Origin of the sequence: Leuconostoc fallax (assembly GCF_004354645.1) — a bacterium.
GTDB lineage: Bacteria > Bacillota > Bacilli > Lactobacillales > Lactobacillaceae > Leuconostoc_B > Leuconostoc_B fallax.
In genome coordinates, this window is the sequence record NZ_PUFI01000008.1 from 1 (window position 1) to 4,764 (window position 4,764).

Genomic DNA, 4,764 nt, shown 5'->3' on the forward strand with positions numbered 1-4,764 from the left:
ATTAAGAAAGTATTAACATTAAAAATCAGCACAAAAAAACACAACTAGATTTACTAGCTGTGTTTCAGTACATTGAAAACTAAATATACTCTTGATTGATAAAATAATGCCTTCGACAACGTTATTAATAAGAATCAAAATTTAAAGTTATTTTCAATAACCTAATTTTATATGATTATCAACGATCAATCAAGCGCAGGTACAGAGAGAAAAGTCTGGTACTGTGTTGAAGAAAATCATAAGACCGATGAGATGAGCACTTATAGTGGCATATAAGTTGCGCCTAAGGCTTATGTCGCGACATATTGGATGTGAAAATTCTATAAAGTAAGTGAAAAATCAAGATATGCAGTGAGCCATAAGTATTACCTAAAAAATTTACTTGTTTACAGAACTTTTCAGGAACATAATAAAGATAATCACTATTATTGAATTGAGGGAACAGTTTTGATAGATACTATAAAAATTTACGGAGTAGCTTCTTATAAGAAACAAGTGAATATTAATGCAAAAAAATTAAATTTTATTTTTGGGAGTAATGGAAGCGGAAAAACAACATTATCTAATATTTTAGGAGGCCATTTAAAATCTGATGGGTGTACTTTTTCAGAAGTCGAAAATGATCAAATTTTAGTTTACAATAAAAAATTTGTGGAGAAAAACTTTAGCTCTGATGTGCCGGGAATCTTTACATTAGGCGAAGAATCTGTAGAAACCAAAAAGAAACTTTCGGAGTTAAAATCTCAAATTAAGGATAAACAAACCGAGGTACAAAAAAAGAATAGTACAATATCAAAATTATATGAGAAGATGTCAATTCAGAAAACTGAAGCCAAGGATGTGTGCTGGAGTTTGCAACAAACATTTGGTAATCAGTTTTCCAAAGCTTTAGTTGGTTTTAGGAATAATAAAGAAACGTTTTTTAATGGGCTACTTTCAGCATGGGAAAAAACAAAAGGGAATCAGCAAACATTGAGTCTAGACACTTTATTTGAAAGCTATTCCTTATTATTTCAAGATGATTCTAGCGTTTATGAAACATTTAGTAAAATTAATCTACACAATGTTATCAGTTTCAATAATAATGTTATTTTACAAAAACATATTAGTGGTAGTTCCGAATCTCAAATCGGCATTTTTATTGATTATTTACAAAACAGCGATTGGGTTAGGGCCGGGAAAGATTATATAGATGGCGATAGGAACGAATGTCCTTTTTGTCAACAAAGTTTACCTACCAATTTCCGTAAGCAATTGGAAGAATATTTTGATGAAACATTTCAAGAAGATGTTCATACATTGAATACTTTCATTTCAAGCTATAATTCATTCGTAAAAAAATTAATTTGGAAACTTACAGAATTTACTAACAAAAATATTCCATTTTTGAAATTCAACAAATTGATAGTTGAAATCACTAATATTGAAACATTATTTAAATTAAATATGGAAAAACTATCGTATAAAAGTGAACATCCTAATGAGTTAGTAGAATTGGAGTCACTAATACCTGTTTGTGAACATGTTAATGAAATTATTGACAATATGAATAGCTTAATCGAGAGAAAAAATCTTGCAGTACGAAATCAAAAAGAAGAACGAAATGAATTTAAAAAACAATTATGGACATTTTTGGCGGTACGAGCAAAAATAACTTTAGAGTCTTATAAAAAAAATGTAGATGGTACTCAAAAGGGTATTGATTCTATTTCTGAAAATATTGCAATTATTTCATCGGACACTAAAAAATTAATTCAAGATACAGAAAAATTAGAGAGAACACTGACTTCTGTTACTCCTACAATTGAAATTATCAATAGATTACTGAATAATTTTGGATTTCAGGGATTTAAATTGACAACTAATACAACGGAATCATCAAGTTACAAAATTGTCCGTTCAGATGGAAGTGATGCTAAAAAGACATTAAGTGAGGGTGAATATAATTTTATTACTTTCCTGTATTTTTATTACTTAATATATGGAAGTCAATCACCAGTTTCAGATTTGCAAAATAAAGTAATCGTTATAGATGATCCAATCTCAAGTTTGGATAGTGGGGTATTGTTCATTGTTAGCTCTTTGGTTAAGAAAATTATTAATGACTGTCGTAATAATAAAGATATTAGCCAAGTTTTCGTTTTAACGCATAATCTTTATTTTTATAAAGAAGCAACGTTTTTGGGTAGTCGAGCAAAGTATAAGGACGATGAAGTTTTATATGGACGTTTAATAAAAAATGATGAGCAAACAGCTCTTATTACTTATGCAGAGAATCCTGTACAAAGTAGTTATGAGCTTCTTTGGAAAGATATTAAAGACGAGAATAGCTCTAGTGCAACTTGTTTTAATAGTATGCGTCGTGTACTAGAACATTATTTTAAAGTCATGGGTGGGGTTGATTACGAAAAATGTATTGATGAATTTGAAGGTGTTGAAAAGATATGTTGTAAATCTTTGATTTCAGTTATTAATGATGGATCGCATTTTATTTCCGATAATTTTGTGATTCAATTTGATGCTGAAAATATAAACAGATATAAAACTGTTTTCAAAAAAATTTTCATATGCTTAAATCAAGAAAATCATTATCTGATGATGATGAAGTAAAATTTTAGGCGATGTCGCATAACATCATACATTAAAAATATAGAGATAGTAACTAAAATACAATATAATAAGTTTAATTTTATTTTTAAAATAACAGTTCGGAGAAACTTTTTTAATGAATAAATGCATTCTTTGTAAATTAGATTTGAATAAGCAAAACAAAAGTGTCGAGCATATTACATTAAAAGCATTAGGGGGTAAACAAAAAACTAAAAATGCTTTTTGCAAGGATTGTAACAATAAATTAGATCAATATTTAGATGATCCTTTTAGGCAATCATGGACTAACATAAATAACTTTTTTTCCAACAAAGAAGGTCAAATTAGACTTAAAGAATCCGTGAGTGGAAAATATTATAATCTTACTTTTGACGCTTTTCAAAGAATGAAAGAAATAAAATTAGCTGATGATTCTTTTTTGGATAAAGAAAATGGTGACGTTGAGGGGATTTTTTTATCAAAATCTGATGCTAAAGCAGCGTATGAAAAAAATTCAAACTGATCCTACTCGTCAATGGACAATTAAAGAAACAACATCTTTCAATAATGAATATCAACAATATATAGAATTTGATGAGTATTTTTATGTTGAACTTTTTAAAATACAATTAGGATATATATTGGGGATTAAAAACTATTCTTGGGACAATATGAATTTTGCGATAAAATTATTCAGTAAATTACGAATTGAAGATACCAATAGTAGTCAAAGTAGTCTATTAAAAAAACGTATAAAAAAATGAGTGATTCACTAATTATACTATTTGGAAATAATTTTAAGTTCAATGAAGGACAATTTCAATTTAAAAATCAACCATTATCAGTTGTTCATAGAGGTCAATCTGAAGTAGTTGGAATAAAAAAAATTGATGAATATGAATTTATGCAACTTAATTTATTTGGCTGTATTCCAATTATATATCCGATACTCTCGAATAATTATGTGACGCAGAGAATACGCGAACTTTTTATTTCAGATTCAGATGTTTATGACATCGAAAGTTTAAACGATTTATTTAATTAATACAAAATCTAATATTTAAGCGATTACAGTTGTGAAATTATTAAATTACATTATCCATAGAAATATAGTTAAATTTTATGCCTAAAAATAAAGATACCGAATACCGTTATATCAAGACTCAAGTCCGACTCATTATTAAATCTATCATTCAAACACTAAAAAAAGATTTGGAATCAGTGGATTTAGAACAACAAGTGTATCTATTATATGTACCACAGCAACTTATCTCTAGCACAAGCAAGTTTTTATTAGAACAATTCGAACAGAATATTCAACAAGCTGGATATACAACACATATTGTTGATCAGTCATCACGTTTTGAGCAAGAAAATACCATAGTAGTTAAACTAGCAATTCCATGGAAGAATCATAATCATAAAAAGTTGGTGCAGTATTTAATTAACGAAAATGCGTATGTAGACAGCACGAGCTTTAAAGATTTAGAGCATGTACGAATTAAAGCAGATCAAAAATATCACGGAATCTAAAAAAATACAGATTATCAAATGTAAAAATTTGAAGTATCTGTATTTTTTTAGCAATTTAGTTGCGGAATCAAGATGTTATAAAGTATTGAATTAAAGACTAGAAACCGTGGACAGTAATTTAGCATTAGTGTATGACATTGCTACAATAGAATAAGAAGTGTCTTACAAATAAAAAATCAACCAGCGAAATTACAAAAATATTTCCGTAATTTTACCAATTGATTAAACATCTGGTAAATGACTTGCACTTAAAGTATAAACTTATAAGCATAAGGTGTGAAACAGGAGTTGAAATACTTCTGTAACATTCCTTGTGCTTATTCTTTTTGTCAAATACGAATGTTTATTAAGAAAGTATTAACATTAAAAATCAGCACAAAAAAACACAACTAGATTTACTAGCTGTGTTTCAGTACATTGAAAACTAAATATACTCTTGATTGATAAAATAATGCCTTCGACAACGTTATTAATAAGAATCAAAATTTAAAGTTATTTTCAATAACCTAATTTTATATGATTATCAACGATCAATCAAGCGCAGGTACAGAGAGAAAAGTCTGGTACTGTGTTGAAGAAAATCATAAGACCGATGAGATGAGCACTTATAGTGGCATATAAGTTGCGCCTAAGGCTTATGTC

At 28.3% G+C, this 4,764-nt stretch carries 4 protein-coding genes; all 4 read left to right on the forward strand.

The features are described 5' to 3' along the window. Positions 1–447 precede the first annotated feature (447 nt). The 4 genes from C5L23_RS02765 to C5L23_RS02780 all read left to right on the forward strand — a co-directional run bounded on the left by C5L23_RS02765 (position 448) and on the right by C5L23_RS02780 (position 4,122). Positions 448–2,610: an AAA family ATPase gene (locus tag C5L23_RS02765; protein WP_170168007.1), complete on the forward strand. Its 2,163-nt coding sequence runs from the start codon at positions 448–450 to the stop codon at positions 2,608–2,610. Positions 2,611–2,725: 115 nt separating this feature from the next. Then, a complete protein-coding gene (locus C5L23_RS02770) occupies positions 2,726–3,112 on the forward strand; it encodes an HNH endonuclease (RefSeq protein WP_133264261.1) in 387 nt (128 codons plus the stop codon). After that, on the forward strand, positions 3,093–3,353 hold the full coding sequence (locus C5L23_RS02775) for a hypothetical protein (RefSeq protein WP_133264262.1): 261 nt from the start codon (positions 3,093–3,095) through the stop codon (positions 3,351–3,353). Before C5L23_RS02770 ends, C5L23_RS02775 begins: the two co-directional genes overlap by 20 nt. Positions 3,354–3,711: 358 nt before the next feature. Then, positions 3,712–4,122, forward strand: a complete 411-nt coding sequence (locus C5L23_RS02780; RefSeq protein ID WP_133264263.1) for a hypothetical protein — start codon at positions 3,712–3,714, stop codon at positions 4,120–4,122. Positions 4,123–4,764: the final 642 nt, after the last annotated feature.

Excerpts from the sequence above, each read along its gene's own strand:
- C5L23_RS02780 (WP_133264263.1), top strand. The coding sequence starts at position 3,712 with ATGCCTAAAAATAAAGATACCGAATACCGTTATATCAAGACTCAAGTC.
- C5L23_RS02770 (WP_133264261.1), top strand. The coding sequence starts at position 2,726 with ATGAATAAATGCATTCTTTGTAAATTAGATTTGAATAAGCAAAACAAA.
- C5L23_RS02775 (WP_133264262.1), top strand. The coding sequence starts at position 3,093 with ATGAAAAAAATTCAAACTGATCCTACTCGTCAATGGACAATTAAAGAA.